Origin of the sequence: Salmonella sp. NW177, assembly GCF_051811585.1 — a bacterium.
Taxonomy (GTDB): Bacteria; Pseudomonadota; Gammaproteobacteria; order Enterobacterales; family Enterobacteriaceae; genus Salmonella; species Salmonella enterica.
In genome coordinates, this window is record NZ_JAMMZV010000011.1 from 12,069 (window position 1) to 38,306 (window position 26,238).

24 protein-coding genes are annotated in these 26,238 nt (G+C 53.4%); 21 read left to right on the forward strand and 3 right to left on the reverse strand.

What is annotated here, in order from left to right; translation table 11 throughout:
- The first annotated feature begins 146 nt into the window (after window positions 1–146).
- Window positions 147–1,622: a ketol-acid reductoisomerase gene (gene ilvC / locus NA986_RS22495; RefSeq protein WP_000024943.1), complete on the forward strand. Its 1,476-nt coding sequence runs from the start codon at window positions 147–149 to the stop codon at window positions 1,620–1,622.
- A 93-nt stretch (window positions 1,623–1,715) separates the two neighbouring features.
- Here ilvC and ppiC read toward each other — a convergent pair whose 3' ends face one another.
- Window positions 1,716–1,997, reverse strand: coding sequence for a peptidylprolyl isomerase PpiC (gene ppiC / locus NA986_RS22500; protein WP_001096806.1), 282 nt, complete (start codon window positions 1,995–1,997; stop codon window positions 1,716–1,718).
- A gap of 193 nt (window positions 1,998–2,190) precedes the next feature.
- Between ppiC and NA986_RS22505 the strand changes: the two genes are divergently transcribed.
- The 4 genes from NA986_RS22505 (at window position 2,191) to rep (ending at window position 6,516) form a co-directional block, all read left to right on the forward strand.
- Window positions 2,191–2,892, forward strand: coding sequence for a Crp/Fnr family transcriptional regulator (locus NA986_RS22505; protein WP_001024340.1), 702 nt, complete (start codon window positions 2,191–2,193; stop codon window positions 2,890–2,892).
- A 28-nt stretch (window positions 2,893–2,920) separates the two neighbouring features.
- A complete protein-coding gene (locus NA986_RS22510) occupies window positions 2,921–3,664 on the forward strand; it encodes a nucleoside phosphorylase (RefSeq protein ID WP_001182428.1) in 744 nt (247 codons plus the stop codon).
- The gene (gene pnuC, locus NA986_RS22515; RefSeq protein ID WP_020838007.1) at window positions 3,664–4,392 is read left to right on the forward strand and encodes a nicotinamide riboside transporter PnuC; all 729 of its coding nucleotides are present in this window, start codon (window positions 3,664–3,666) and stop codon (window positions 4,390–4,392) included. Before NA986_RS22510 ends, pnuC begins: the two co-directional genes overlap by 1 nt.
- Before the next feature lie 99 nt (window positions 4,393–4,491).
- A complete protein-coding gene (rep, locus tag NA986_RS22520; RefSeq protein ID WP_001238842.1) occupies window positions 4,492–6,516 on the forward strand; it encodes a DNA helicase Rep in 2,025 nt (674 codons plus the stop codon).
- Between the two features lie 39 nt (window positions 6,517–6,555).
- On the opposite strand, the gene gppA is transcribed toward rep, so the two are convergent.
- Both gppA and rhlB read right to left on the reverse strand, forming a co-directional pair.
- Window positions 6,556–8,037 carry a guanosine-5'-triphosphate,3'-diphosphate diphosphatase gene (gene gppA, locus NA986_RS22525; RefSeq protein WP_023215726.1) on the reverse strand — a complete coding sequence of 494 codons (1,482 nt, stop codon included), beginning with the start codon at window positions 8,035–8,037 and terminating at the stop codon, window positions 6,556–6,558.
- A gap of 118 nt (window positions 8,038–8,155) precedes the next feature.
- Window positions 8,156–9,421 carry an ATP-dependent RNA helicase RhlB gene (gene rhlB, locus NA986_RS22530; RefSeq protein ID WP_000047524.1) on the reverse strand — a complete coding sequence of 422 codons (1,266 nt, stop codon included), beginning with the start codon at window positions 9,419–9,421 and terminating at the stop codon, window positions 8,156–8,158.
- A gap of 143 nt (window positions 9,422–9,564) precedes the next feature.
- Here rhlB and trxA point away from each other — a divergent pair, with 143 nt between their 5' ends.
- The 16 genes from trxA (at window position 9,565) to thrP (ending at window position 26,191) form a co-directional block, all read left to right on the forward strand.
- Window positions 9,565–9,894, forward strand: a complete 330-nt coding sequence (gene trxA / locus NA986_RS22535) for a thioredoxin TrxA (RefSeq protein WP_001280776.1) — start codon at window positions 9,565–9,567, stop codon at window positions 9,892–9,894.
- Between the two features lie 247 nt (window positions 9,895–10,141).
- Window positions 10,142–10,225: a rho operon leader peptide gene (locus tag NA986_RS22540; RefSeq protein WP_134820045.1), complete on the forward strand. Its 84-nt coding sequence runs from the start codon at window positions 10,142–10,144 to the stop codon at window positions 10,223–10,225.
- 87 nt (window positions 10,226–10,312) lie between these two features.
- On the forward strand, window positions 10,313–11,572 hold the full coding sequence (rho, locus tag NA986_RS22545) for a transcription termination factor Rho (protein ID WP_001054532.1): 1,260 nt from the start codon (window positions 10,313–10,315) through the stop codon (window positions 11,570–11,572).
- A 229-nt stretch (window positions 11,573–11,801) separates the two neighbouring features.
- The gene (gene wecA / locus NA986_RS22550) at window positions 11,802–12,905 is read left to right on the forward strand and encodes a UDP-N-acetylglucosamine--undecaprenyl-phosphate N-acetylglucosaminephosphotransferase (RefSeq protein WP_000771937.1); all 1,104 of its coding nucleotides are present in this window, start codon (window positions 11,802–11,804) and stop codon (window positions 12,903–12,905) included.
- 11 nt (window positions 12,906–12,916) lie between these two features.
- Window positions 12,917–13,963: an ECA polysaccharide chain length modulation protein gene (wzzE, locus tag NA986_RS22555; protein WP_000193413.1), complete on the forward strand. Its 1,047-nt coding sequence runs from the start codon at window positions 12,917–12,919 to the stop codon at window positions 13,961–13,963.
- Window positions 13,964–14,018: 55 nt separating this feature from the next.
- Window positions 14,019–15,149, forward strand: a complete 1,131-nt coding sequence (wecB, locus tag NA986_RS22560; RefSeq protein ID WP_000866685.1) for a non-hydrolyzing UDP-N-acetylglucosamine 2-epimerase — start codon at window positions 14,019–14,021, stop codon at window positions 15,147–15,149.
- Window positions 15,146–16,408 carry a UDP-N-acetyl-D-mannosamine dehydrogenase gene (gene wecC, locus NA986_RS22565; protein WP_000011244.1) on the forward strand — a complete coding sequence of 421 codons (1,263 nt, stop codon included), beginning with the start codon at window positions 15,146–15,148 and terminating at the stop codon, window positions 16,406–16,408. The genes wecB and wecC overlap by 4 nt, the downstream gene beginning before the upstream one ends.
- Window positions 16,408–17,475 carry a dTDP-glucose 4,6-dehydratase gene (rffG, locus tag NA986_RS22570; protein ID WP_000822145.1) on the forward strand — a complete coding sequence of 356 codons (1,068 nt, stop codon included), beginning with the start codon at window positions 16,408–16,410 and terminating at the stop codon, window positions 17,473–17,475. Before wecC ends, rffG begins: the two co-directional genes overlap by 1 nt.
- A gap of 32 nt (window positions 17,476–17,507) precedes the next feature.
- A complete protein-coding gene (rfbA, locus tag NA986_RS22575) occupies window positions 17,508–18,389 on the forward strand; it encodes a glucose-1-phosphate thymidylyltransferase RfbA (protein WP_000676077.1) in 882 nt (293 codons plus the stop codon).
- Window positions 18,367–19,044, forward strand: coding sequence for a dTDP-4-amino-4,6-dideoxy-D-galactose acyltransferase (gene rffC, locus NA986_RS22580; protein ID WP_001145156.1), 678 nt, complete (start codon window positions 18,367–18,369; stop codon window positions 19,042–19,044). Before rfbA ends, rffC begins: the two co-directional genes overlap by 23 nt.
- Window positions 19,045–19,048: 4 nt before the next feature.
- Window positions 19,049–20,179, forward strand: a complete 1,131-nt coding sequence (rffA, locus tag NA986_RS22585) for a dTDP-4-amino-4,6-dideoxygalactose transaminase (protein ID WP_000612080.1) — start codon at window positions 19,049–19,051, stop codon at window positions 20,177–20,179.
- Between the two features lies 1 nt (window position 20,180).
- Window positions 20,181–21,431 carry a lipid III flippase WzxE gene (gene wzxE / locus NA986_RS22590; RefSeq protein ID WP_023206351.1) on the forward strand — a complete coding sequence of 417 codons (1,251 nt, stop codon included), beginning with the start codon at window positions 20,181–20,183 and terminating at the stop codon, window positions 21,429–21,431.
- A complete protein-coding gene (locus NA986_RS22595; protein ID WP_023206350.1) occupies window positions 21,428–22,507 on the forward strand; it encodes a TDP-N-acetylfucosamine:lipid II N-acetylfucosaminyltransferase in 1,080 nt (359 codons plus the stop codon). The genes wzxE and NA986_RS22595 overlap by 4 nt, the downstream gene beginning before the upstream one ends.
- Window positions 22,504–23,862 (forward strand): ECA oligosaccharide polymerase, encoded by a 1,359-nt coding sequence (wzyE, locus tag NA986_RS22600; protein WP_000055605.1) that lies wholly within the window; start codon window positions 22,504–22,506, stop codon window positions 23,860–23,862. The genes NA986_RS22595 and wzyE overlap by 4 nt, the downstream gene beginning before the upstream one ends.
- Window positions 23,859–24,599: a lipopolysaccharide N-acetylmannosaminouronosyltransferase gene (gene wecG, locus NA986_RS22605; RefSeq protein ID WP_000183621.1), complete on the forward strand. Its 741-nt coding sequence runs from the start codon at window positions 23,859–23,861 to the stop codon at window positions 24,597–24,599. Before wzyE ends, wecG begins: the two co-directional genes overlap by 4 nt.
- Window positions 24,600–24,805: 206 nt before the next feature.
- A complete protein-coding gene (gene thrP, locus NA986_RS22610; RefSeq protein ID WP_000818378.1) occupies window positions 24,806–26,191 on the forward strand; it encodes a bifunctional threonine/serine APC transporter ThrP in 1,386 nt (461 codons plus the stop codon).
- Window positions 26,192–26,238: the final 47 nt, after the last annotated feature.

The following is a 26,238-nucleotide window of genomic DNA, read 5'->3' on the forward strand; positions in this document are numbered from 1 at the left end:
TTGACGTTGCATAAACCGCAACATAACGTTGTGAATATATCAATTTCCGCAATAAATTTCCTGTTGTAATGTGGGTTCATTCGCACAGATAGCAATCTGTAAACCGAACAATAAGCGCGACACACAACATCACGGAGTACACCATCATGGCTAACTACTTTAATACACTGAACCTGCGCCAGCAGCTGGCGCAGCTGGGTAAATGCCGCTTTATGGGCCGCGACGAATTCGCCGACGGCGCGAGCTACCTTCAGGGTAAAAAAGTGGTCATCGTCGGCTGTGGCGCTCAGGGGCTGAACCAGGGCCTGAACATGCGTGATTCCGGTCTGGATATCTCCTACGCCCTGCGTAAAGAAGCGATTGCTGAGAAGCGTGCTTCCTGGCGTAAAGCGACCGAAAACGGCTTCAAAGTGGGTACCTACGAAGAGCTGATCCCGCAGGCGGACCTGGTGGTTAACCTGACGCCGGACAAACAGCACTCCGACGTGGTACGTTCTGTACAGCCGTTGATGAAAGACGGTGCGGCGCTGGGCTACTCCCACGGCTTCAACATCGTGGAAGTGGGCGAGCAGATCCGTAAAGACATCACCGTGGTGATGGTGGCGCCGAAGTGTCCGGGCACCGAAGTACGTGAAGAATACAAGCGTGGCTTCGGTGTGCCAACGCTGATCGCCGTTCACCCGGAAAACGACCCGAAAGGCGAAGGCATGGCGATTGCGAAAGCCTGGGCGGCGGCCACCGGCGGTCACCGTGCGGGCGTACTGGAATCTTCTTTCGTGGCGGAAGTGAAATCCGACCTGATGGGTGAGCAGACCATCCTGTGCGGTATGTTGCAGGCCGGTTCTCTGCTGTGCTTCGACAAGCTGGTGGCAGAAGGCACCGACCCGGCATACGCCGAAAAACTGATTCAGTTCGGCTGGGAAACCATCACCGAAGCGCTGAAGCAGGGCGGCATCACCCTGATGATGGACCGTCTGTCTAACCCGGCGAAACTGCGTGCTTACGCGCTGTCCGAACAATTGAAAGAGATCATGGCGCCGCTGTTCCAGAAACACATGGATGACATCATCTCCGGCGAATTCTCGTCCGGCATGATGGCTGACTGGGCTAACGACGATAAGAAACTGCTGACCTGGCGTGAAGAGACCGGTAAAACCGCGTTTGAAACCGCGCCGCAGTTTGAAGGTAAAATCGGCGAGCAGGAGTACTTCGATAAAGGCGTGCTGATGATCGCGATGGTGAAAGCGGGCGTTGAGCTGGCGTTCGAAACCATGGTCGATTCCGGCATCATCGAAGAATCCGCTTACTACGAATCACTGCACGAGCTGCCGCTGATCGCGAACACCATCGCCCGTAAGCGTCTGTACGAAATGAACGTAGTTATCTCCGATACCGCAGAATACGGTAACTACCTGTTCTCTTACGCTTGCGTACCGCTGCTGAAACCGTTTATGGCGGAATTGCAACCGGGCGATCTGGGTAGTGCTATCCCGGAAGGCGCGGTAGACAACGCACAGCTTCGCGACGTGAACGACGCGATTCGTAGCCATGCGATTGAGCAGGTAGGTAAGAAACTGCGCGGCTATATGACGGATATGAAACGCATTGCGGTAGCGGGTTAATGTAGGCAGTGTCGGGTGGCGCTAGCGCTTACCCGACCTACAAAATCAAGCAGACGATGTAGGCCGGGTAAGGCGTAGCCGCCACCCGGCTTTTTATTTGCGATACAATACTTTAATGATGTGGTAACCGAACTGAGTATGCAGCGGGCCGGTTGGCTCCAGTACCGGGCAGGAAAAGACTACTTTATCGAATGCCGGAACCATCTGGCCCTGACGAAATTCGCCTAAATGACCGCCTTTTTTACCGGATGGGCAGATAGAATGCTTCTTCGCCAGCTTCTCAAAATCGCCGCCGTTTTTAATTTGCTCCAGAAGATCTAAAGCCAGTTTCTCTTCTTTTACAAGAATATGCAGTGCTGCTGCCATTTTTGCCATTATTGTGTTCTCACGTCGCAAAGATTGGCCGTCACTTTATCACTCCTTAGGCCGTCAGACATATACTCTTCGCCATTACAGGACAGATGTCCCGCCTGATTTAATGAACCGGGAGATAAGCGGCATTTTTAGCAGGCGTATTTCGGATGCGCGGGACGGCGGTCCTGTCCTTTCTGACAAGGGGCGAGATACCATGAACATAATGAAAAACGCAGAATTTCCAGACGACTGGCTTTTAGGGCTACGCCAGGTTGTACGCGACCCAGTGCTCTATGAATTACTCAAATACTGCCCGTTGGAAATCATGCAGTGCTGGCGATTTGACGACATTTCCCGCGGCGCGCTTATCTGCCGCCAGGGGGAAATATGCCAGCAATTTTCACTCATTGTGGCCGGCGAAGTGGATGTTTTTTACGAAGCTGAAGATGGACGCCGTTACCGGCAGGCGCGTTATGGCAAAGGAGACATGCTGGGCGAGCTAGAGATATTTGAGTCGCGGCATTACATCTGTTCTGTCGTAGCCGTCGGCAATGTACAGCTACTCAGCCTGCCGCAAGCGCATTTTTGCCGCTGGCTGACGCTGGATAACCACTTTAACCAGCGAATGCTGCGGTTTTTCAGCCAACAGTATTACCAGTTGTCGAAAAAGGCCAGTAGCGACAATTTGTACTCGCTGCATCAGCGCGTATGCCAGGCATTATGGCTGCGTTATCAACAATATGAATCAACCACTATTTTGCTTGATAAGCAGAATCTTGGTCAGGAATTTGCGGCGACGACGCGCAGCATCAACCGGATACTGCACGATCTGAAATCGCTGAACATTATCGATACCGACGGTGAGCGGATCATTTTACTGGCTCCTGAAAAACTCAAACAGGAGGCGGAAATCTGAACCTCTCAGAACAATAAGGAGACGGGAGATGCAACCCCATATTCGGCTTAACACAAGCATGACCCGCGCGAAATATGCGCTTTTGCCCGGCGATCCCGGGCGGGTGGATAGAATCGCCCGTTTTCTTGATAAGGCTGAGATTCTGGGGCAAAACCGGGAGTTTCGCGCGGCGCGCGGCTGGTACCAGGGGGTTGAAATAGTCGTGCTTTCCACGGGAATCGGCGGACCGTCAACCGCTATCGCCATTGAGGAGTTACGCCAGGTTGGCGTTAACACGCTAATCCGTATCGGTAGTTGCGGTGCGTTGCAGGACTCGCTGGCGTTGGGCGATGTGATCATCGCCCACGGCGCGGTGGCTGACGACGGCGCCAGCAAAACCTATGCGCCCGCCAGTTATCCGGCCTGTGCGGACCCGTATCTTACCGCCACGCTGATACAGCAGGCGAAACAGATGAACATCTCTGCCGTTTGCGGGCTGGTGCGCAGCCATGACAGTTTTTATACCGATCGCGAAGCTGAACTGGATGCCGAATGGTCGGCCAGGGGAGTTCTCGGCGCGGATATGGAAACCGCCGCGCTGATGGTGGTGGGGGCGTTACGAGGGCTGCGTACCGCGTCGTTGCTAAACGTGGTCGTCGCGCATAGTGGCTGTCTGGAGAGCAGCATTAACCATTATGTTCAGCAGGAAACCTTGTGCCAGCAAGGTGAAGAGCGCCAAATTTCTCTGGCGCTTCAGGCCATTTATTTCGATAGTTTGCAAGGAGAGCAATGATGGACTTTTTCAGCATTAACAATGTAATGGTCAACATTCCTCTCGGCGAGGGTGGGTATGCGCTGTCATGGATTGAGGCTATCGGCACCGTCTTTGGCTTATTGTGCATCTGGTGCGCCAGCCGGGAAAAAATCGTTAATTACCTGTTTGGTTTGATTAACGTCACTCTGTTTGCCGCCATCTTTTTTCAGATTCAACTGTATGCCAGCTTGCTACTTCAGGTGTTTTTCTTTGCGGCGAATATTTACGGCTGGTACGCATGGAGCCGGCAGAATGACGCCCGGGAAGCCGCTCTGAAAGTACGCTGGCTTTCTCGTCAACAAACATGGAGGTTGGGGGGCGTATGTATTATCGCCATTCTGCTGATGACGTGGTTTATCGATCCGGTCTTCGCTATGTTGACCCGCGTTATGCTCGCTCTGCTGCAAACGGTAGGTATGCAGGTGGCGATGCCTGAACTCCAGCCGGATGCGTTCCCGTTCTGGGATTCCACCATGCTGGTGTTGTCGATTGCGGCGATGGTGCTGATGACCCGCAAGTACGTGGAAAACTGGCTGCTGTGGGTGATTATTGATGTAATTAGCGTCGTGATCTATGCAGTACAGGGCGTTTATGCGATGTCGCTTGAGTATGTTCTGCTGACGGCGATCGCGCTAATGGGTTCTTACAGTTGGATCAAGAGCGCACAGCGTAATGGCTATACGCCGCTTGCCGCCAGAGCCTGCTGATTGACCTTTTCCAGGCTGCCTGAAAAAGCAGCCTGGTCTTCTCTGGGCCTCGCTTTCTGCTACAATCCCTCCCCCGTTCGAAGATTGAGCACTATTCCCATGCGTTTAAATCCCGGCCAACAACACGCTGTCGAATTCGTCACCGGACCCTGCCTGGTGCTGGCAGGAGCGGGTTCTGGTAAAACTCGCGTAATTACCAATAAAATCGCCCACCTGATCCGCGGATGCGGCTATCAGGCCCGGCATATTGCGGCGGTGACGTTTACCAACAAGGCAGCGCGTGAGATGAAAGAACGCGTCGGGCAGACGCTCGGCCGTAAGGAAGCGCGCGGTTTGATGATCTCCACCTTTCATACACTAGGGCTGGATATTATTAAGCGCGAGTACGCTGCGCTGGGGATGAAATCGAACTTTTCATTGTTTGACGATACCGACCAGGTCGCCTTGCTCAAAGAGCTGACCGAAGGCCTGATCGAAGACGACAAGGTTCTGTTGCAACAGCTGATCTCCACGATCTCCAACTGGAAAAACGATCTCAAAACGCCTGCACAGGCAGCGGCGGGGGCGAAAGGCGAACGCGATCGTATTTTTGCCCACTGCTACGGGCTTTACGACGCCCATATGAAGGCATGTAACGTTCTCGATTTTGATGATTTGATTTTGCTGCCGACGCTGCTGCTGCAACGCAATGACGAGGTGCGCGAGCGCTGGCAGAATAAAATTCGTTATCTGCTGGTGGATGAATATCAGGATACTAACACCAGCCAGTATGAGTTGGTTAAGCTGCTGGTTGGGCAACGCGCGCGCTTTACGGTCGTAGGCGATGACGATCAGTCTATCTACTCCTGGCGCGGGGCGCGTCCGCAAAACCTGGTGTTACTGAGCCAGGATTTTCCGGCGCTGCAGGTGATTAAGCTGGAGCAAAACTATCGTTCTTCGGGCCGCATCCTGAAAGCGGCAAATATTCTCATCGCCAATAATCCGCACGTCTTTGAAAAGCGCCTCTTTTCCGAGCTCGGTTACGGCGCGGAACTCAAAGTGTTAAGCGCAAACAATGAAGAGCATGAGGCTGAGCGCGTTACCGGCGAACTGATTGCCCATCACTTTGTGAACAAGACCCAGTACAAGGATTACGCCATTCTGTATCGCGGGAATCATCAGTCGCGGGTATTTGAAAAATTCCTCATGCAGAACCGCATTCCGTACAAAATTTCCGGCGGCACCTCATTCTTCTCCCGTCCGGAGATTAAAGACCTGCTGGCCTACCTGCGGGTGTTGACCAACCCGGATGATGACAGCGCTTTCCTGCGCATCGTGAATACGCCAAAACGCGAAATCGGTCCGGCCACGCTGCAAAAGCTGGGCGAATGGGCAATGACGCGTAATAAGAGCCTGTTTACCGCCAGCTTTGATATGGGACTTAGCCAAAAGCTGACCGGACGTGGTTACGATTCATTGACGCGTTTTACCCACTGGCTGGGGGAAATCCAGCGTCTGGCCGAACGCGAGCCTGTCGCCGCCGTGCGCGATCTCATCCACGGTATTGACTATGAATCCTGGTTGTACGAAACCTCGCCGAGCCCCAAAGCGGCGGAAATGCGTATGAAAAACGTTAACCAGCTCTTTAGCTGGATGACTGAGATGCTGGAAGGCAACGAACTTGATGAGCCGATGACGCTGACCCAGGTGGTTACACGCTTTACGCTGCGCGATATGATGGAGCGCGGCGAGAGCGAAGAAGAGCTGGATCAGGTACAGTTGATGACGCTTCATGCGTCGAAAGGACTGGAATTCCCGTATGTCTATATGGTGGGAATGGAAGAAGGATTTTTGCCGCATCAAAGCAGCATTGACGAAGATAATATTGAGGAAGAGCGTCGGCTGGCCTATGTCGGGATCACTCGCGCGCAGAAAGAGCTCACCTTTACATTATGTAAAGAGCGCCGTCAGTATGGGGAACTGGTGCGCCCGGAACCCAGTCGCTTCTTGTTAGAACTGCCGCAGGATGATTTAATCTGGGAGCAGGAGCGCAAAGTGGTAAGCGCTGAGGAGCGAATGCAAAAAGGGCAAAGTCACCTGGCTAATCTGAAAGCCATGATGGCGGCAAAGCGAGCGAAATCGTAGGCCGGATAAGCGAAGCGTCATCCGGCAATCAAACTACGGTTAGCGAACGTCCAGCGGCCAGTGTACATAGCTTTGCCACTGGCTTTCCTGATCAATCAACTCCTTACCCAGCGGGTGATGTGCCAGCCACTCGCCAGGCAAGGTTAACGTCAGATTTTCATTTAGCGCCTGTAGCGTAATTTCTGGTACCAGATCGTCACGACGGCGACCGGCAAAAAGAATCGCCAGTCGCAGCAAACGGCATAGCTGTTCCGCAACACGGGGCGGTACCGCGTTTTGCTGATGAAGCGAAGAGAGATCGACCGGATTGGTCTGATTCAGTAAGAGGGTGGCGAGCAACTTTTTCTGCGCGGGCGTATAGCCAGGCAGATCCAAATGGCGTACTAAATAGGCAGCATGATAGGGCGCCTGTTTAAAATCAACGCTCAAACCGATCTCATGCAATTGGCAAGCGCTCAGCAACAGTTCACGACTGATAGGCTCAATATGCCAGGCATTTTCTACCTGTTTGAGGAAGTTATCTGCCAGCTTCGCCACGCGATTCGCCTGATCGGTATCGACGATAAACCGACGCTGAATGTTTCGCAGCGTGCGGCTGCGGATATCCTGATCTACCGCCAGATGCAACATCCCATACACCAGCCCTTCGCGTAACGCGCCGCCTGCCAGCGTCATGCTCTGGATGTTCAGCTCGGTAAATATCGCGATCAGAATAGCCAGCCCGCTTGGGAAAACCAGCGCGCGCTCCAGCGTCAGGCCTTCGATTTCCAGCTCTTCCAGACGCCCGCACTGTATCGCGCGTTGTTTTAGCTGCTGCAGTTTGGCGAGCGTAATGCGCTCGTCCATCCCCTGCGCCATCATGATTTCCTGCAATGCCTGTACGGTGCCGGAGGCACCCACGCAGACCTTCCAGCCATGAAAACGCAGTTCATCGGCGACCGGACGCAGTACATCGCGCGCGGCCTTCTCCGCATCATCAAAGTTTTCTTGCGCCAGATTACGATCGCTAAAATAGCGTTCAAGCCACGTTACGCAGCCCATCGACAGGCTAAACAGCGACGTGGTTTGCGCGCCAGTGCCGGTAACCAGTTCAGTGCTGGCGCCGCCGATATCCACCACCAGTCGCTGATCTGCGCCGCCGGTGGTATGAGCAACCCCCTGATAAATCAGCCGCGCCTCTTCTTCGCCGCTGATAACCTGCACCGGACAACCAAGGATAGTCTGCGCTTTCGCGATAAATTCCCCTGCATTGACGGCGAGACGCAATGTTGCGGTGGCAACCACGCGGATTTGCGGCTGCGGGATATCCTGCAAACGTTCAGCAAATAGACGCAGGCATTGCCAGCCGCGTTCCATCGCTTCGGCTGAAAGGTGGTTGTCGTTGTTCAGACCCGCGGCCAGACGCACCTTGCGTTTTATTCGGGTCAGCGTCTGGATGCTTCCCGCCGCCTCGCGCACGACCAGCATATGAAAACTATTGGAACCGAGATCAATGGCGGCATACAACGAGGTGGAATTCATACACTTCATCCTTCAACCTGTATCCATGTTGGCTGCGTACTCTTCCTAAGCTCATCGGGATTTGTTTTCTTGCCGCCTTGATACAGGCTAAATGATTTTGTGTATGGCATAACTTTTCTTAACCTGAACGACGACGATTACGCGGAGCGCCAGCGCGGCGCGGACCATTGCCAGGACGCGCACGCGTCAGGCGCAACGGCTTGGGCAGATCGTTCATGAGCGCTTCCGGATTGTATTTGCTGACCGGAATCGAGTGGCCGATATAGCTCTCAATAGCGGGCAGATTCAGCGCATACTCTTCGCAAGCCAGGCTGATGGAATGCCCGCTGGCGCCAGCGCGACCGGTACGACCGATACGGTGAACATAGTCTTCACAATCGTCTGGCAGATCGTAGTTAAAGACGTGCGTTACGGCGGGGATATGCAACCCGCGCGCCGCGACATCGGTCGCCACAAGAATATCCAGATCGCCGCGGGTGAACTCATCCAGAATCCGCAGGCGCTTTTTCTGCGCGACGTCGCCGGTCAGCAGACCAACACGATGGCCATCTGCCGCCAGATGTCCCCAGATATCTTCGCAACGATGCTTGGTGTTGGCGAAAATAATGGCGCGATCCGGCCACTCTTCTTCGATCAGCGTTTGCAGTAAACGCATTTTCTCTTCATTAGAGGGGTAGAAAAGCTCTTCTTTAATGCGGTGGCCGGTCTTTTGCTCCGGTTCCACTTCAACATATTCGGCGTTGTTCATCTGTTCAAACGCCAGCTCGCGAACCCGATAAGACAGGGTGGCGGAGAACAACATGTTCAGACGCTGCGCAGCCGGCGGCATACGACGGAACAGCCAGCGGATATCTTTAATAAAGCCCAAATCGTACATGCGATCGGCTTCATCGAGTACGACGACCTGAATGGCGCCGAGGTTAATGTGGTTTTGTTTGGCGTAGTCGATCAGTCGGCCCGTTGTACCAATAAGAATATCAACGCCGCTTTCCAGCACTTTAAGCTGCTTGTCGTAACCATCGCCGCCGTAAGCCAGGCCTAATTTTAAGCCTGTCGCTTGCGCCAACGGCTCCGCGTCTGCGTGAATTTGTACGGCTAATTCACGCGTCGGCGCCATGATCAGCGCGCGCGGCTGGTTCACCTTGCGATCGTCGATCGCGGGATGAGAAAGTAAATAATGAAACGTTGACGTCAGAAACGCCATCGTTTTCCCGGTACCGGTTTGCGCCTGCCCTGCAACGTCACGACCCGCCAGCGTTAGCGGAAGGGCCAGTGCCTGAATGGGCGTACAATTATAAAACCCTTTTTTTTCAAGGGCTTCAACCACCTGTGGGTGCAGGGCGAAGTCGGAAAACTTCTGTTCTGTTAAATGTGTTTTGCTCATAGTGTGGTAGAATATCAGCTTACTATTGCTTTACGAAAGCGTATCCGGTGAAATAAAGTCAACCTTTGTTGGCGAAGTTAACATCAGCACCTCGTTGGTTAATGCTACACCAACACGCCAGGCTTATTCCTGTGGAGTTATATATGAGCGATAAAATTATTCACCTGACTGACGACAGTTTTGACACGGATGTACTCAAAGCGGACGGGGCTATCCTCGTTGATTTCTGGGCAGAGTGGTGCGGGCCGTGTAAAATGATCGCTCCGATTCTGGATGAAATCGCTGACGAATATCAGGGCAAATTGACCGTTGCCAAACTGAACATTGACCAGAACCCAGGTACTGCGCCTAAATATGGCATCCGCGGTATTCCGACTCTGCTGCTGTTTAAAAACGGCGAAGTGGCGGCAACCAAAGTAGGCGCACTGTCTAAAGGTCAGTTGAAAGAGTTTCTCGACGCCAATCTGGCGTAATACCTTTTATACGTCGAATGACAAAGGCGCTGTATAGTCAGGCGTCTGTCATTCGACGAATGATTAAGGTATCAGGCAGTTTCGTGGCGTCTGTTGTCCTTACGTTATTCTTAAATTGTCAGGATCTCTGGACGCCCGGTCTGAGTCGTGCTAAGTTAGTATTGACTTCGAATTAAACATACCTTATTAAGTTTGAATCTGGTTTTATCCGTCACTTCCCGTTTTTTCTCGCACGAGAAGTGGAAAGATTCCTGGCTCTTCGCTCATTCCGTCTTGTCGTTTCAGTTCTGCGTACTTTCCTGTGACCAGACAGCGAACAGACATGAGTTGATAGCCGTAAACAGGCATGGATGACCCTGCCATACCATTCACAACATTAAGTTCGAGATTTACCCCAAGTTTAAGAACTCACACCATTATGAATCTTACCGAATTAAAGAATACGCCGGTTTCTGAGCTGATCACTCTCGGCGAAAGTATGGGGCTGGAAAATCTGGCCCGTATGCGCAAGCAGGACATTATTTTTGCCATCCTGAAGCAGCACGCAAAGAGTGGCGAAGATATCTTTGGCGACGGTGTGCTGGAGATATTGCAGGATGGATTTGGTTTCCTCCGTTCTGCAGACAGCTCCTACCTCGCCGGTCCTGATGATATCTACGTTTCCCCCAGCCAAATCCGCCGTTTCAACCTCCGCACTGGTGATACCATTTCTGGTAAGATTCGCCCGCCGAAAGAAGGTGAACGCTATTTTGCGCTGTTGAAAGTTAACGAAGTTAACTACGACAAACCGGAAAACGCCCGTAACAAAATCCTCTTTGAGAACTTAACCCCGCTGCACGCAAACTCTCGTCTGCGTATGGAGCGTGGTAACGGTTCTACCGAAGACTTAACGGCGCGCGTTCTGGATCTGGCTTCGCCGATCGGTCGCGGCCAGCGCGGTCTGATTGTCGCGCCGCCGAAAGCGGGTAAAACCATGCTGCTGCAGAACATCGCGCAGAGCATCGCGTATAACCACCCGGACTGCGTGCTGATGGTGCTGCTGATTGACGAACGTCCGGAAGAAGTAACCGAGATGCAGCGTCTGGTGAAAGGCGAAGTGGTTGCGTCTACCTTTGACGAACCGGCATCCCGCCACGTTCAGGTTGCCGAAATGGTTATCGAGAAGGCGAAACGTCTGGTTGAACACAAGAAAGACGTTATCATTCTGCTCGACTCCATCACCCGTCTGGCGCGTGCCTACAACACCGTGGTGCCGGCTTCCGGTAAAGTATTGACCGGTGGTGTGGACGCTAACGCCCTGCATCGTCCGAAGCGTTTCTTCGGCGCGGCGCGTAACGTGGAAGAGGGCGGTAGCCTGACTATCATCGCGACGGCGCTGATCGATACCGGTTCCAAGATGGACGAAGTTATCTACGAAGAGTTTAAAGGCACCGGTAACATGGAGCTGCACCTCTCGCGTAAGATCGCTGAAAAACGTGTCTTCCCGGCTATCGACTACAACCGTTCCGGTACCCGTAAAGAAGAGCTGCTCACCACTCAGGAAGAGCTGCAGAAAATGTGGATCCTGCGTAAAATCATCCATCCGATGGGTGAAATTGACGCGATGGAATTCCTCATTAACAAACTGGCGATGACCAAAACTAATGACGACTTTTTCGAGATGATGAAGCGCTCATAACCTGGTCTTTACCTGAAAACGCCACGTTTTTACGTGGCGTTTTTGTTTTGCGATTCATCCTAGCGTCATGTCATATAAACTGGTCATTGGGATATGCGCTACAGAGTAACACCATGCACAATACACATTGTTTGCGGTAAAAAGTGTAATGTTCTAACAGGTCTCTTCTAGGAGCTGGCGTAACGCATTATACTTTAAGGAAATGATATATGCTGAGAGCACATACACTGTGAAGTTACTCACCGCTTTATCTGAGCTAATCAGTATTTTTTTATTCACGACCATTTTTATTTTTCTTGCGCGAAAAGTAGCCATAAAAATTGGTTTAGTGGATAAACCAAACTTTCGTAAACGACATCAGGGTGTTATCCCATTAGTCGGCGGGATTTCTGTGTTTGCAGGAATCTGCTTTATGTTTGGCCTCTCGGATTACTACATACCGCACTTATCGCTATATCTTATTTGCGCTGGTGTATTGGTTTTTGTTGGTGCGATGGATGACCGTTTTGATATCAGTGTAAAAATTCGTGCTGTGGTTCAGGCTGTTATTGCGGTTGTAATGATGGTTATCGCAAAACTTCACTTAGGTAGCCTTGGTTACATCTTTGGGCCTTGGGAGTTAGTGCTTGGCCCCTTTGGCTATTTCCTTACCCTGTTTGCGGTATGGGCGGCGATCAACGCTTTCAATATGGTGGACGGTATTGACGGCCTGCTGGGTGGGTTATCCAGCGTCTCATTTGCGGCGATGGGGCTGATTTTATGGTTTGATGGTCAGACTAGTCTGGCAATGTGGTGCTTTGCCATGATCGCCGCGATTCTGCCTTACATTATGCTTAATCTCGGTATTTTGGGGCGGCGTTATAAAGTCTTTATGGGCGATGCCGGTAGTACACTGATTGGCTTTACCGTCATCTGGCTTTTACTGGAAACGACGCAGGGGAAAACTCACTCTATCAGCCCGGTTACCGCGCTATGGATTATCGCTATTCCATTGATGGATATGGTGGCGATTATGTATCGCCGTCTGCGTAAAGGGATGAGCCCCTTTTCCCCTGATCGCCAACATATTCATCATTTGGTTATGCGAGCAGGGTTTACTTCCCGCCAGGCATTTGTTCTTATTACGCTCGCAGCGGCGATTCTGGCGGGAGTAGGCGTAACGGCAGAATACTCTCATTTTGTTCCTGAATGGGTTATGTTGGTGCTCTTTTTGCTAGCATTCTTCCTCTATGGCTACTGCATTAAGCGGGCCTGGAAGGTGGCGAGATTTATTAAGCGTGTGAAGCGTCGCCTGCGCAGGCAACGTGAGAACCGGCCAAACTTAACCAAGTAAATGAGGATACGATGACACAACCATTACCGGGGGCACGCGCGGTGAGCGCTGAAAATGAACTGGATATTCGCGGGTTGTTTCGTACTTTATGGGCTGGCAAATTCTGGATTATCGGCATTGGCCTGCTATTTGCCCTTATCGCGTTAGCCTATACCTTTTTTGCTCGTCAGGAGTGGAGTGCGACGGCGATCACCGATCGCCCAACCGTAAATATGTTGGGCGGTTATTACTCCCAGCAGCAGTTTCTGCGCAACCTGGATATTAAGACCGATCCTGCTTCTTCCGATAAACCCTCGGTGATGGATGAAGCGTATAAAGAGTTCATCATGCAACTTGCCTCCTGGGATACGCGTCGCGATTTCTGGTTACAGACGGACTATTACAAGCAGCGAATGGTCGGGAATAGCAAAGCTGATGCGGCGATGCTTGATGAACTGATCAATAACATACAGTTTACGCCCGGCGATTTTACACGCGCCATCAACGACAATGTGAAGCTGATTGCTGAAACTGCGCCGGACGCCAATAATTTGCTGCGTCAGTATGTTGCATTCGCCAGCCAGCGGGCGGCGAGCCATCTGAATGATGAATTAAAAGGTGCCTGGGCTGCGCGTACCGTGCAGATGAAAGCCCAGGTCAAACGGCAGGAGGAGGTTGCGAAAGCGATCTATTCACGTCGTGTAAACAGTATTGAGCAGGCGCTCAAAATTGCGGAACAACATAATATTTCTCGTAGCGCGACGGATGTCCCGGCGGATGAATTACCGGACTCAGAGCTTTTTTTACTCGGTCGCCCTATGTTGCAGGCGCGTCTTGAAAATCTGCAAGCGGTTGGCCCTGCGTTCGATTTGGACTACTTTCAAAATCGGGCAATGTTGAATACGCTTAATGTGGGGCCGACCCTGGACCCTCGTTTTCAGACCTATCGTTATTTGCGTACGCCGGAAGAACCGGTAAAACGTGATAGCCCACGCCGAGCCTTCCTGATGATCATGTGGGGTATCGTTGGGGCGCTAATCGGTGCGGGCGTTGCCTTAACCCGTCGCCGCACGATTTAGCAACACCTCTGCAGTAGGGGGCTGGGCCCCTACTGTCTATTCGAAGAGAATCGATGTGAAAGTACTGACTGTATTTGGTACACGACCGGAGGCCATTAAGATGGCGCCTCTGGTCCATGCGCTGGAAAAAGATCCTCATTTCGAGGCTAAAGTATGCGTTACTGCGCAGCATCGGGAGATGCTTGATCAGGTATTAACTCTTTTTTCTATTGTGCCTGATTACGATCTCAACATTATGCAGCCGGGACAGGGGTTGACGGAAATTACCTGCCGAATTCTGGAGGGATTAAAGCCGATCCTGGCAGATTTTAAACCTGATGTGGTGCTGGTTCATGGCGATACCACCACTACGATTGCTACCAGCCTGGCGGCTTTCTATCAACGAATTCCGGTAGGGCACGTAGAAGCCGGGTTGCGAACCGGCGATCTCTATTCCCCCTGGCCGGAAGAGGCAAACCGCACGCTGACCGGACATCTGGCGATGTACCACTTTGCGCCGACGGAAAACTCGCGGCAGAATCTGTTGCGGGAGAACATTCCGGATGAGCGCATTTTTGTCACTGGCAATACCGTTATCGACGCGCTGATCTGGGTACGCGATCGCGTTCTGACGAGCGATACATTACAGGCTGAACTGGCCGAGCAGTATCCTTTCCTCAACGCGAATAAGAAGATGATTTTGGTGACCGGTCATCGGCGTGAAAGCTTTGGTCAGGGCTTTGAGCATATCTGCCAGGCGCTGGCGGAAATCGCCGCCGCGAACCAGAATGTGCAAATTGTCTATCCGGTGCATCTCAATCCCAACGTCAGCGAACCTGTCAACCGTATCCTCGGCCATGTTGAAAACGTGGTACTGATTGAGCCGCAGGACTACTTACCTTTTGTCTGGCTGATGAATCACGCCTGGCTCATTCTGACCGATTCCGGCGGTATTCAGGAAGAAGCGCCGTCATTAGGTAAGCCGGTATTGGTCATGCGTGAAACCACAGAGCGTCCGGAAGCCATTACCGCTGGTACGGTAAGACTGATTGGCACGGACTCCCGGCGCATTGTGGCGGAAGTTATGCGTCTACTGCACGACGAAAATGAATATCAAACCATGAGCCGCGCCCATAATCCTTATGGTGACGGGCAATCATGCGCGCGCATTTTACAGGCGTTAAAAAGTTATCGGGTATCGTTATGAGTTTTACGACCATTTCTGTTATTGGGCTGGGGTATATCGGATTACCGACTGCAGCCGCTTTTGCTTCCCGCCAGAAGCAGGTTATCGGCGTGGATATCAACCAACATGCGGTAGACACCATAAATCGCGGTGAAATTCACATCGTGGAGCCGGCGTTGGGCAATGTGGTGAAGATGGCGGTGGAGGGCGGCTTTCTGCGTGCGACGACGACACCTGTCGAGGCCGATGCGTACCTGATTGCCGTGCCGACGCCATTCAAAGGCGATCACGACCCTGACATGGCCTATGTGGAAGCCGCGGCGAAATCCATTGCGCCGGTATTAAAAAAAGGGGCACTGGTGGTTCTGGAATCAACATCGCCGGTCGGCGCAACGGAGCAAATGGCCGGCTGGCTGGCCGGGATGCGTCCGGATCTGACCTTTCCCCAGCAGGCGGGCGAGCAGGCCGACGTGAATATCGCCTATTGTCCGGAGCGTGTGCTGCCGGGTCAGGTGATGGTGGAACTCATTAAAAATGACCGCGTGATTGGCGGTATGACGCCAGTATGTTCGGCTCGCGCCAGCGCGCTGTACAAAATTTTCCTTGAGGGCGAATGCGTTGTCACCAACTCGCGCACCGCAGAGATGTGCAAGCTGACGGAAAATAGCTTCCGTGATGTGAATATCGCCTTTGCGAATGAATTGTCGCTGATTTGCGCCGAACAGGGGATTAACGTCTGGGAATTGATCCGTCTGGCGAACCGCCATCCGCGCGTCAATATTTTGCAGCCGGGCCCAGGCGTTGGCGGGCACTGCATTGCGGTCGATCCGTGGTTTATTGTGGCGCAAAATCCGCAGCAGGCGAGACTGATTCGCACCGCGCGTGAAGTGAATGACGGCAAACCGCACTGGGTGGTCGATCAGGTAAAAGCCGCGGTCGCAGATTGCCTGGCGGCCACCGATAAACGCGCCAGCGAAGTGAAAATCGCCTGTTTTGGGCTGGCCTTTAAGCCGAATATCGACGATCTGCGCGAAAGCCCGGCGATGGGGATCGCGCAAAGTATCGCCCGCTGGCACAGCGGCGAAACCCTGGTCGTCGAACCGAATATCCGTCAGTTGCCGAAAAAATTGGACGGACTTTGCACGCTGGCGAAACTGGACGCGGCGCTGGCCGCCGCCGATGTGCTGGTGATGCTGGTCGATCACGACGAATTTAAAGCGATTCCCGGCGATGCGGTTCATCAACGTTATGTGGTTGATACCAAAGGGGTCTGGCGCTGATGAAACGCATTCTGGTGACCGGCGGCGCAGGCTTTATCGGATCTGCGGTGGTGCGGCATATCATCCATGAAACGGCAGACGCGGTGGTGGTGGTGGATAAACTCACCTATGCGGGCAACCTGATGTCTCTGGCGTCGGTGGCGCAAAGCGACCGTTTCGCCTTTGAGAAGGTGGATATCTGTGATCGGGCATCACTGGAGCGAGTTTTCCAGCAGTATCAGCCCGATAGCGTGATGCACCTGGCGGCGGAAAGCCATGTAGACCGTTCCATCGACGGCCCGGCGGCGTTTATTGAAACGAATATCGTTGGTACTTACACCTTGCTGGAAGCCGCTCGCGCTTACTGGTCCGCGCTTGACGCGGACGCTAAAGCGGCGTTCCGCTTCCACCATATCTCCACCGATGAAGTGTATGGCGATCTGCATACTGCAGACGATTTCTTCACCGAAACCACGCCATATGCGCCAAGCAGCCCTTATTCCGCCTCCAAAGCCAGCAGCGACCATCTGGTACGCGCCTGGTTACGTACCTACGGTCTGCCTACGCTTGTCACCAACTGCTCTAATAACTACGGGCCCTACCATTTCCCGGAAAAACTGATCCCGCTGATGATTCTGAACGCGCTGGCGGGTAAACCATTGCCGGTCTATGGCAACGGTCAGCAAATTCGCGACTGGCTGTATGTAGAGGATCATGCCCGTGCGTTGTATCACGTGGTGACGAACGGCGCGGTGGGCGAAACGTATAATATCGGCGGTCATAACGAACGTAAAAATCTGGATGTGGTCAGGACGATCTGCGCTCTGCTGGAAGAACTGGCCCCACAAAAACCGCAGGGTGTGGTGAATTATCACGATCTCATTACCTTCGTCGACGATCGACCCGGCCATGACTTACGTTATGCCATCGACGCGTCGAAAATCGCCCGCGAGCTGGGCTGGACGCCGCAGGAAACCTTCGAAAGCGGGATGCGAAAAACCGTTCAGTGGTATCTCGCCAATGAGGCCTGGTGGAAACCCGTGCAGGATGGCAGTTATCAGGGCGAACGCTTAGGGCTGAAACGCTAAACGGCAGGTTCTTACTCCTGGAGGAGAAACGAATGAAAGGCATCATTCTGGCGGGAGGTTCCGGTACCCGGTTGCATCCCATTACGCGCGGCGTATCAAAGCAGCTTCTGCCCGTCTACGACAAACCGATGATTTACTATCCGTTATCGGTGCTAATGCTGGCGGGAATTCGTGAGATCTTGATCATCACCACGCCGGAGGATAAACGCGACTTTCAGCGTTTGTTGGGCGACGGCGCAGCATTCGGTATCGATTTACATTATGCCGAGCAGCCCAGTCCGGACGGGCTGGCGCAGGCCTTTATCATTGGCGAAACGTTCCTCAACGGTGAACCCTCATGCCTGGTATTGGGCGACAATATCTTTTTTGGTCAGGGTTTTAGCCCCAAACTCCGTCAGGTCGCGGCGCGTACCGAAGGCGCTACGGTATTTGGCTATCAGGTCATGGACCCGGAACGCTTTGGCGTCGTGGAGTTTGACGATGATTTTCGCGCGCTCTCGTTGGAAGAAAAGCCGAAACAGCCTAAATCTAACTGGGCGGTCACCGGCCTCTATTTCTATGACAGCAAGGTCGTCGAGTATGCGAAGCGCGTGAAACCGTCCGGGCGTGGCGAGCTGGAGATCACTTCTATCAACCAGATGTATCTGGAGGAAGGTAAGCTGACCGTTGAACTGCTGGGCCGCGGCTTCGCCTGGCTGGATACGGGCACCCACGACAGTCTGATTGAGGCGAGCACTTTTGTGCAGACGGTGGAAAAGCGCCAGGGCTTCAAAATTGCCTGTCTGGAGGAGATTGCCTGGCGCAACGGCTGGTTGGATGATGATGGTTTGAAACGCGCCGCCAGTCAGCTTGAAAAAACCGGCTATGGCCAATATTTACTGGAGTTGCTCCGTGCCCGTCCGCGCCAGTATTGAACCGTTACTCTGGGAAAATACGTTCTTTGGCGTGAATAGCGGCATTGTGCGTATCGATGCCTCAGCGCCCGAATTAACGCCAGAAGCGCTGCAGGCGTGGCAACGCGTGCAGGTAAAAGTGCCGGCTGAAAACATCGCCTGGCTGTCGGCGTTGCAATCGCTGGGATTCTCTTTGGTTGAAGGCGAAGTGGATTTTGCGTTGCCGGTAAAAGGGCATCGCGACCAGCATGGCGCGGAAATTGCACACCTTACGGACATTCCTGCTTTGCGTCAGTTGGCCGGAGAGGCGTTTACGCAGAGTCGTTTTCGCGCGCCGTGGTATGCGCCCGACGCCAGCGCCCGTTTTTACGCCCAGTGGATTGAGAATGCGGTACGCGGCACGTTTGATCACCAATGCCTGGTGCTTCGCACGGAGACAGGCGCTATCCGCGGTTACGTCTCGCTGCGGGAATTGAATGATACCGACGCGCGCATCGGCCTGTTGGCCGGACGCGGCGCGGGAGCGGAACTTATGCAGGCGGCGATCTGTTGGGCGCAGAGTCGCGGCAAAGCAACATTGCGGGTGGCGACCCAGTTGGGCAACACCGCCGCGCTTAAACGTTACATACAAAGCGGTGCCAACATCGAAAGCACTGCGTACTGGTTATACAGGTGACAACATGATTCCTTTTAATGCGCCGCCGGTGGTGGGAACCGAACTCGAATACATGCAGTCTGCAATGAGCAGCGGCAAACTGTGCGGCGACGGCGGCTTTACGCGTCGTTGCCAGCAGTGGCTGGAGCAACATTTCGGCAGCGCGAAGGTGTTGCTAACGCCTTCCTGTACCGCATCGCTGGAGATGGCGGCTCTGTTGTTGGATATTCAGCCCGGCGATGAAGTGATCATGCCGAGCTTTACGTTTGTCTCCACCGCTAACGCTTTTGTCCTGCGCGGCGCGAAAATTGTGTTTGTCGATATTCGTCCGGATACGATGAATATTGACGAAACGCTGATTGAGGCGGCGATTACTGATAAAACCCGCGCTATCGTGCCGGTACACTACGCTGGCGTCGCTTGTGAAATGGATGTCATCATGGCGCTGGCGGATAAGTATAATCTGTTCGTTGTCGAGGATGCCGCCCAGGGTGTGATGTCCACGTACAAAGGGCGCGCGTTAGGGACGATCGGTCACATCGGCTGTTTTAGCTTCCATGAAACCAAAAATTACACCGCTGGCGGCGAAGGCGGCGCGACGCTGATCAACGATCGTACGCTAATTGAACGCGCGGAGATCATCCGCGAAAAAGGCACCAACCGTAGCCAGTTCTTCCGTGGTCAGGTGGATAAATACACCTGGCGGGATATCGGCTCCAGTTATTTGATGTCCGATCTGCAGGCTGCCTATCTGTGGGCGCAACTGGAGGCCGCCGATCGTATCAATCAACAGCGTCTGTCGCTGTGGCAGACTTACTACGATGCGTTAACGCCGCTGGCGCGCGCCGGGCGTATCGAGCTGCCTTCTATTCCGGAAAACTGCGGGCATAATGCCCATATGTTTTACATCAAACTGCGGGATATCGCCGATCGCAGCGCGCTGATTAATTTCCTGAAAGAGGCGGAAATCATGGCGGTATTCCATTACATTCCGCTGCATGATTGTCCGGCGGGCGATAAATTCGGCGAGTTTATCGGGGACGATGTCTACACCACAAAAGAGAGCGAACGTTTGCTGCGTCTGCCGCTGTTTTATAACCTTGCGCCCGTCGATCAACGAACGGTGATTACTACCTTGCTAAATTATTTCTCCTGATATGTCGCTTGCTAAAGCCTCCCTGTGGACGGCGGTCAGTACGCTGGTAAAAATTGGCGCCGGACTGCTGGTGGTGAAACTACTGGCCGTCTCTTTTGGCCCGGCGGGCGTGGGACAAGCGGGTAACTTCCGCCAGATGATCACCGTGCTGGGCGTATTGGCTGGTGCCGGGATATTTAACGGCGTTACCAAACTCGTCGCACAACATCATGATGACCCGGCGCAGTTACGTACCGTGGTGGGAACCTCCTCCGCGATGGTATTGGGGTTCTCTACGCTGCTGGCGCTGGTCTTCCTGCTGGCGGCGGCGCCGATTAGCCAGGGACTGTTCGGTCACACGGACTATCAAGGGCTGGTGCGTCTGGTTGCGCTGGTACAAATGGGGATCGCCTGGGCGAACCTGCTGCTGGCGCTAATGAAGGGCTTTCGTGACGCGTCGGGTAATGCCTTATCGTTAATTGTCGGCAGCTTTTTGGGCGTCGCCGCCTGGTATCTCTGCTACCGTGTCGGCGGCTATGAAGGCGCTCTGCTTGGCCTGGCGCTGGTGCCGGCGCTGGTGGTAGTGCCAGCCGGTATAATACTGATTAAGCGCGGCACCGTCCCGCTATGCTATCTCAAGCCCTCCTGGAACAACGGTCTGGCAGGGCAGCTCAGTAAATTTACCCTGATGGCGCTGATTACCTCCGTTACGATGCCGGTCGCCTATGTGATGATGCGAAACCAACTGGCCGCGCACTATAGCTGGAGCGATGTCGGGATCTGGCAGGGCGTAAGCAGTATTTCTGACGCCTATCTGCAATTTATCACCGCCTCCTTCAGCGTTTACCTGTTACCCACGCTCTCACGCCTGACGGAAAAACAGGACATTACGCGTGAAGTGGTAAAAGCGCTGAAATTTGTTTTACCGGCGGTCGCGGCGGCGAGTTTTACCGTCTGGCTACTGCGCGATTTTGCTATCTGGCTGCTTTTTTCCGCTAAATTCACCGCGATGCGCGATCTGTTCGCCTGGCAGTTAGTGGGCGACGTGCTGAAAGTCGGCGCCTATGTTTTCGGTTATCTGGTGATTGCCAAAGCGTCGTTGCGATTTTACATTCTGGCTGAAATTAGCCAGTTCATTCTGTTAACGGCGTTCGCTCACTGGCTGATTCCCGCTCACGGCGCGCTGGGTGCGGCACAGGCTTATATGGCCACCTATATTGTCTATTTTTCACTTTGTTGCGGCGTATTTTTACTCTGGCGTAGGCGAGCATGACTGTACTGATTCACGTCCTGGGATCGGATATCCCTCACCATAACCACACCGTGCTGCGGTTTTTCAATGATACGCTGGCCGCCGCAAGCGAGCACGCGCGCGAATTTATGGTTGCCGGTGAAGATAACGGCTTCACGGAAAGCTGCCCGGCGCTCTCGCTTCGTTTTTATGGCAGTAAGAAAGCGCTGGCGCAGGCGGTCATCGCCAAAGCGAAAGCAAATCGTCGACAGAGATTCTTCTTTCACGGTCAGTTCAACACCAGCCTGTGGCTGGCGCTGTTAAGCGGCGGTATTAAGCCAGCTCAGTTTTACTGGCATATCTGGGGCGCGGATCTCTACGAAGTGTCCCACGGGCTGAAATTCCGCCTTTTCTACCCGCTTCGTCGTATCGCGCAGGGGCGAGTAGGGGGCGTATTCGCGACGCGCGGCGATCTCAGCTATTTTGCGCGCCAGCACCCGGGCGTACGCGGCGAGTTGCTCTATTTCCCGACGCGCATGGACCCTTCCCTGAATGCTATGGCAAAAGAGCGCCAACGTGCGGGGAAATTGACCATTTTGGTAGGGAACTCCGGCGATCGCAGTAACCAACATATTGCGGCGTTACGGGCGGTGTATCAGCAGTTTGGCGACACGGTAAACGTGGTGGTGCCGATGGGCTATCCGGCCAATAACCAGGACTATATTGATGAGGTTCGTCAGGCCGGTCTGGCGCTATTTAGCGCCGAAAATTTACAAATTCTTAGCGAAAAAATGGAATTTGATGCCTATCTTGCGCTGTTGCGCCAGTGCGACCTCGGTTATTTTATTTTTGCCCGCCAACAGGGGATCGGGACGTTATGTCTGCTAATTCAGGCCGATATCCCGTGCGTACTGAATCGCGACAATCCTTTCTGGCAGGATATGGCGGAACAGCATCTGCCCGTCCTGTTTACCACGGACGATCTTAATGAGCAGGTCGTGCGCGAGGCGCAGCGTCAGCTCGCATCGGTAGATAAAAGCGGCATCACCTTCTTTAGCCCCAACTACCTGCAACCGTGGCATAATGCGTTGAGAATCGCCGCAGGAGAAGCCGAATGAGTTTAATGCAATTCAGCGGGCTGCTGGTGGTCTGGCTGCTCTCTACGCTGTTTATCGCCACGCTGACCTGGTTTGAATTCCGCCGCGTGCGTTTTAACTTCAACGTTTTCTTTTCGTTGCTGTTTTTGTTGACCTTCTTTTTTGGTTTTCCGCTAACCAGCGTGCTGGTATTTCGTTTCGACGTTGGCGTCGCGCCGCCGGAAATCTTATTGCAGGCTCTATTATCCGCCGCCTGTTTCTACGGCGTGTATTACGTGACCTATAAAACGCGTTTACGCAAACGCGTTGTGGATGTACCACGCAAGCCGCTATTTACCATGAACCGGGTGGAAACCCACCTTACCTGGGTGATCCTGATGGGCATCGCGCTGGTGAGCGTGGCGATTTTCTTTATGCATAACGGCTTTTTGCTGTTCCGGCTGCACTCCTACAGCCAGATCTTTTCCAGCGAAGTCTCCGGCGTGGCGTTAAAACGGTTCTTCTATTTCTTCATTCCGGCGATGCTGGTGGTCTATTTCCTGCGCCAGGACAGCAAAGCGTGGCTGTTCTTTCTGGTGAGCACCGTCGCGTTTGGTCTGTTGACCTACATGATTGTCGGCGGCACGCGCGCTAACATCATTATTGCGTTTGCTATCTTCCTGTTTATCGGCATTATTCGGGGCTGGATCAGCCTGTGGATGCTGGCAGCGGCGGGCGTGCTGGGGATTGTCGGTATGTTCTGGCTGGCGCTCAAACGCTACGGATTAAATGTGAGCGGCGATGAGGCGTTCTATACGTTTCTTTATCTGACGCGCGATACCTTTTCGCCGTGGGAGAATCTGGCGCTGCTGTTGCAAAATTACCACAATATCGATTTTCAGGGGCTGGCCCCTATCGTGCGTGATTTCTACGTCTTTATTCCCACTTGGTTATGGCCGGGACGACCCAGTATCGTGCTGAATTCTGCGAATTACTTCACCTGGGAAGTACTGAACAACCATTCTGGCCTGGCGATATCGCCAACGCTTATCGGATCGCTGGTGGTCATGGGCGGGGCGCTGTTTATTCCGCTCGGCGCGATCGTCGTCGGGCTGATTATCAAATGGTTCGACTGGCTGTATGAACTGGGTAACCGGGAGCCCAATCGCTATAAGGCGGCGATTCTGCACAGTTTCTGCTTTGGCGCCATCTTTAATATGATTGTGCTGGCGCGAGAAGGGCTGGATTCGTTTGTTTCGCGCGTGGTTTTCTTCCTGGTGGTTTTTGGCGCCAGCCTGCTGGTCGCTAAGCTTCTGTTCTGGTTATTTGATAGCGCCGGACTGATTCATAAACGTACAACTTCGCTCCCTCAGGCACAGGTGGAAGGAAAACTATGACCAATAATGCCGCTGCGCCCCTTTACTCGCTGCGCGGGTTACCTCTGATTGGCTGGCGTGACATGTCACATGCGCTGAATTATCTGTTTGCCGATGGTCAACTGAAGCAAGGCACGTTGGTGGCGATCAACGCCGAAAAGCTGCTGACGGCGGAAGATAATCCGGAAGTCCGCGCGTTGATAGCGGCGGCGGAATTTAAATATGCCGATGGCATCAGCGTGGTGCGTTCAATACGTAAAAAATTTCCGCAGGCGCAGGTTTCTCGTGTGGCTGGCGCTGACCTTTGGGAAGCGTTAATGGCGCGCGCGGGGAAAGAAGGCACACCGGTATTTCTTGTCGGCGGCAAGCCTGAGGTGCTGGCGCAGACGGAAGCAAAACTGCGGACGCAGTGGAACGTCAATATTGTGGGTAGCCAGGACGGTTACTTTACGCCGGAGCAGCGTCAGGCGCTATTTGCGCGTATCCATGCCAGCGGCGCGAAAATTGTCACCGTCGCGATGGGATCGCCAAAACAGGAATTACTCATGCGCGATTGTCGGGAAGTGCATCCCCATGCGTTATATATGGGGGTGGGCGGTACCTATGATGTGTTTACCGGTCACGTCAAACGCGCCCCAAAAATATGGCAGAACCTGGGGCTGGAGTGGTTGTATCGTCTGCTTTCGCAACCGAGGCGTATTACCCGCCAGATGCGCCTGCTGCGCTACCTTCGCTGGCACTATACTGGCGATCTCTAATTCTCCCTTCTGATGACTTGAGCAGCGGCTTGTGCTTATGGCGCTGCTCATTTACAACATAATCGATGATTTCTTACACAATAAGTGCATTTTTTTAATGCTCCATTTGCCATTTGTCCAAATTTAAGAAAATATTCGCAACAATCGATGTACCCATAACAATAACCGGTACTACCGGAACCGTTGCAAACACGACATGAGGATTTATGGCAGAGAAAAAACCGGAGCTACAGCGTGGGCTGGAAGCTCGTCATATTGAATTGATTGCCCTCGGGGGCACCATCGGCGTCGGACTCTTTATGGGCGCCGCCAGTACGCTGAAATGGGCGGGCCCGTCAGTGCTGCTGGCGTATATCATCGCCGGATTGTTCGTCTTTTTCATCATGCGTTCGATGGGGGAGATGCTCTTTCTGGAACCTGTTACCGGCTCCTTTGCCGTGTACGCCCACCGGTATATGAGTCCTTTTTTTGGCTATCTTACCGCCTGGTCATACTGGTTTATGTGGATGGCGGTCGGGATCTCGGAAATTACCGCCATTGGGGTCTACGTCCAGTTCTGGTTTCCGGAGATGGCGCAGTGGATACCGGCGCTGATTGCCGTCGGACTGGTCGCGTTGGCGAATCTGGCTGCGGTGCGCCTGTATGGTGAAATCGAGTTCTGGTTTGCGATGATCAAAGTCACCACGATTATTGTGATGATCATCATCGGTCTGGGGGTGATTTTCTTCGGCTTTGGCAACGGCGGCCAGGCGATTGGCTTTGGTAATCTGACCGAGCATGGCGGCTTTTTTGCCGGCGGCTGGAAAGGCTTTCTGACCGCATTATGTATCGTGGTGGCCTCTTATCAAGGGGTTGAGTTGATCGGTATTACCGCCGGTGAAGCGAAGAATCCGCAGGTGACGTTGCGTAGCGCGGTGGGTAAAGTGCTGTGGCGTATCCTGATTTTTTATGTTGGCGCGATTTTCGTGATCGTCACCATTTTCCCGTGGAATGAGATTGGCAGCAACGGCAGCCCCTTTGTGCTCACCTTCGCGAAAATCGGCATCACCGCCGCGGCAGGCATTATCAACTTTGTCGTGCTGACGGCGGCGCTCTCCGGCTGTAACAGCGGAATGTATAGCTGTGGGCGTATGCTTTACGCGCTGGCGAAAAACCGTCAACTGCCGGCGGCAGTCGCGAAAGTCTCTCGCCACGGCGTGCCGGTCGCGGGCGTGGCGCTCTCTATTTTGATTTTGCTGGTAGGTTCTTGCCTGAACTACATCATCCCCAATCCGCAGCGCGTCTTTGTTTACGTTTATAGCGCCAGCGTACTGCCGGGGATGGTGCCGTGGTTTGTCATTCTGATTAGCCAACTGCGCTTTCGTCGGGCGCATAAAGAAGCGATTGCGGATCATCCTTTTCGTTCCATTATGTTTCCGTGGGCGAACTATTTGACGATGGCGTTTCTGGTTTGCGTTTTAATCGGCATGTACTTTAATGAAGATACGCGCATGTCGCTGTTTGTCGGCGTCATCTTCCTGCTGGCCGTCACGCTGGTCTACAAAGTTTTCGGTCTGAATCGTCACGGAACCGCCCACAAGGTGGGGGAATAAGCGCCAAAATGCGCAAAGCATAACCAAACGCGCATTTTATTTAAAAA

Coding starts and splice junctions, on each gene's coding strand:
- ilvC (WP_000024943.1), top strand. CDS start 147: ATGGCTAACTACTTTAATACACTGAACCTGCGCCAGCAGCTGGCGCAG.
- ppiC (WP_001096806.1), bottom strand. CDS start 1,997: ATGGCAAAAATGGCAGCAGCACTGCATATTCTTGTAAAAGAAGAGAAA.
- NA986_RS22505 (WP_001024340.1), top strand. CDS start 2,191: ATGAACATAATGAAAAACGCAGAATTTCCAGACGACTGGCTTTTAGGG.
- NA986_RS22510 (WP_001182428.1), top strand. CDS start 2,921: ATGCAACCCCATATTCGGCTTAACACAAGCATGACCCGCGCGAAATAT.
- pnuC (WP_020838007.1), top strand. CDS start 3,664: ATGGACTTTTTCAGCATTAACAATGTAATGGTCAACATTCCTCTCGGC.
- rep (WP_001238842.1), top strand. CDS start 4,492: ATGCGTTTAAATCCCGGCCAACAACACGCTGTCGAATTCGTCACCGGA.
- gppA (WP_023215726.1), bottom strand. CDS start 8,037: ATGAATTCCACCTCGTTGTATGCCGCCATTGATCTCGGTTCCAATAGT.
- rhlB (WP_000047524.1), bottom strand. CDS start 9,421: ATGAGCAAAACACATTTAACAGAACAGAAGTTTTCCGACTTCGCCCTG.
- trxA (WP_001280776.1), top strand. CDS start 9,565: ATGAGCGATAAAATTATTCACCTGACTGACGACAGTTTTGACACGGAT.
- rho (WP_001054532.1), top strand. CDS start 10,313: ATGAATCTTACCGAATTAAAGAATACGCCGGTTTCTGAGCTGATCACT.
- wzzE (WP_000193413.1), top strand. CDS start 12,917: ATGACACAACCATTACCGGGGGCACGCGCGGTGAGCGCTGAAAATGAA.
- wecC (WP_000011244.1), top strand. CDS start 15,146: ATGAGTTTTACGACCATTTCTGTTATTGGGCTGGGGTATATCGGATTA.
- rffG (WP_000822145.1), top strand. CDS start 16,408: ATGAAACGCATTCTGGTGACCGGCGGCGCAGGCTTTATCGGATCTGCG.
- rfbA (WP_000676077.1), top strand. CDS start 17,508: ATGAAAGGCATCATTCTGGCGGGAGGTTCCGGTACCCGGTTGCATCCC.
- rffA (WP_000612080.1), top strand. CDS start 19,049: ATGATTCCTTTTAATGCGCCGCCGGTGGTGGGAACCGAACTCGAATAC.
- wzxE (WP_023206351.1), top strand. CDS start 20,181: ATGTCGCTTGCTAAAGCCTCCCTGTGGACGGCGGTCAGTACGCTGGTA.
- NA986_RS22595 (WP_023206350.1), top strand. CDS start 21,428: ATGACTGTACTGATTCACGTCCTGGGATCGGATATCCCTCACCATAAC.
- wzyE (WP_000055605.1), top strand. CDS start 22,504: ATGAGTTTAATGCAATTCAGCGGGCTGCTGGTGGTCTGGCTGCTCTCT.
- wecG (WP_000183621.1), top strand. CDS start 23,859: ATGACCAATAATGCCGCTGCGCCCCTTTACTCGCTGCGCGGGTTACCT.
- thrP (WP_000818378.1), top strand. CDS start 24,806: ATGGCAGAGAAAAAACCGGAGCTACAGCGTGGGCTGGAAGCTCGTCAT.